Here is a 1,375-nt window from a genome sequence, read left to right as displayed (position 1 = left end):
CCATTGGGGAAAGTAATAGTCATTTCCGTTCTATCAGTGTTGTAAGTCACTTTATACTGATCGGGACTAATAGGGCCACCAGCCTCATCAACTAATGAAATCTTATTGTTCTCAGGGAATGTTTGACCCGGTGATAACGTATCCACCAATTTAGTATTAGCAGGAAGTGTCTTTTCGCCATAATTGTAGTCAATATGCCAATTATACTTTTGACTACCATTATTATCTTGACCGTCAAAACTCTTGTTTAAAAGTTTTCCGTAGTTAGCGTTGACTGTCGCACTAGCTGGATAGTTTTTATCACCGTTAGTTAAGGTAGCGTTGTTCGTAAAGGTTAATTTTCCACCATTATCTGGCAATTTACTCGAATCAATATCGCTAGTGTATTCAACCTTAAAAGCCTGATAGGTATCTGCATATGCACCAATAAACGTGATTTTTCCATTTTCAACCTTGTAATCTGTACCTTCTTTAAGAGGATCGCCAGTTTTAGTCACATTCCCATTCAGATCAACTGTCAAGGGATATACACTAACCGATTTCAGCGTGGTTGGCACAGTGTTAGTAGTATCACTTGGCATTGGGTCAGAAATTGTTGCATTCTTTAGCTCTTGACCATTGGTATTAATTGTGACGTTCCACGTAATCCCGGTTGGATTATTTCCAGATGTGTTAGCGCCAGTTAGTTGACCAGTCTTTGCGATGTCGTTACCACCTGATGGCTGAACAACGATTGGTATCGTTACCGGTCCAGTAGTCGTGTCAATGACAATGCCTTCTTTGCCAGACGATGAGTCACTGCTGATGGTAGAAGTATAACTAAATGTCCCTTCAATGTGGTTCACGTTTTCAACATCACTGTTAAAGGTGAACTTAACTGTGCCATCAGCAGCTATGCTATAAGTTCCATAGTCACCGAGAGTTCCCGTACCTGGTTTATAGGTAATTCCTTCAGGTAACTTAAATGAGAAATAGTCACCATCTTTAATTTGGTATCCGTCTTTCAGCTCATCCGGAATTGCCCACGTATATTGAAAATTAAGATTGGTATCTTTTGTCACTTGTGTAGGATCAACAGTATTACCTTTGCTATCTGTGAATTCAATATTTGCTCCGGTAATGATTGTTCCTTTGGAGGCATCTGGCAAATATTGTGAGATATCATTGCCCTCAGCACTCTCAGATACTGTCTTTACGATTTGGCTCTTCGAAGCAACACTAGAAGCATCCTTGCTGCTAACATTGGCTGAAGGCATATAAGCTTTTGCTGTTGAAGTAGTATCAGACAGTTTTGCAGTAACGTTTTGACCATCCGTTGAGAAATTGATAGATCCTTCTAAGGATGAAGTATCTGTGAGGCCTAGTTGGATCGTTG

At 40.1% G+C, this 1,375-nt stretch carries 1 protein-coding gene; it reads right to left on the bottom strand.

From position 1 onward, the window contains the following. A partial coding sequence (locus JUE67_RS12615; RefSeq protein ID WP_225877971.1) for a collagen binding domain-containing protein occupies nt 1-1,375 on the bottom strand: 1,375 nt, incomplete at both ends.

Source organism: Lacticaseibacillus mingshuiensis, assembly GCF_016861785.1.
Classification (GTDB): Bacteria; Bacillota; Bacilli; order Lactobacillales; family Lactobacillaceae; genus Lacticaseibacillus; species Lacticaseibacillus mingshuiensis.
This window is presented reverse-complemented; position numbering and strand designations above follow the sequence as displayed.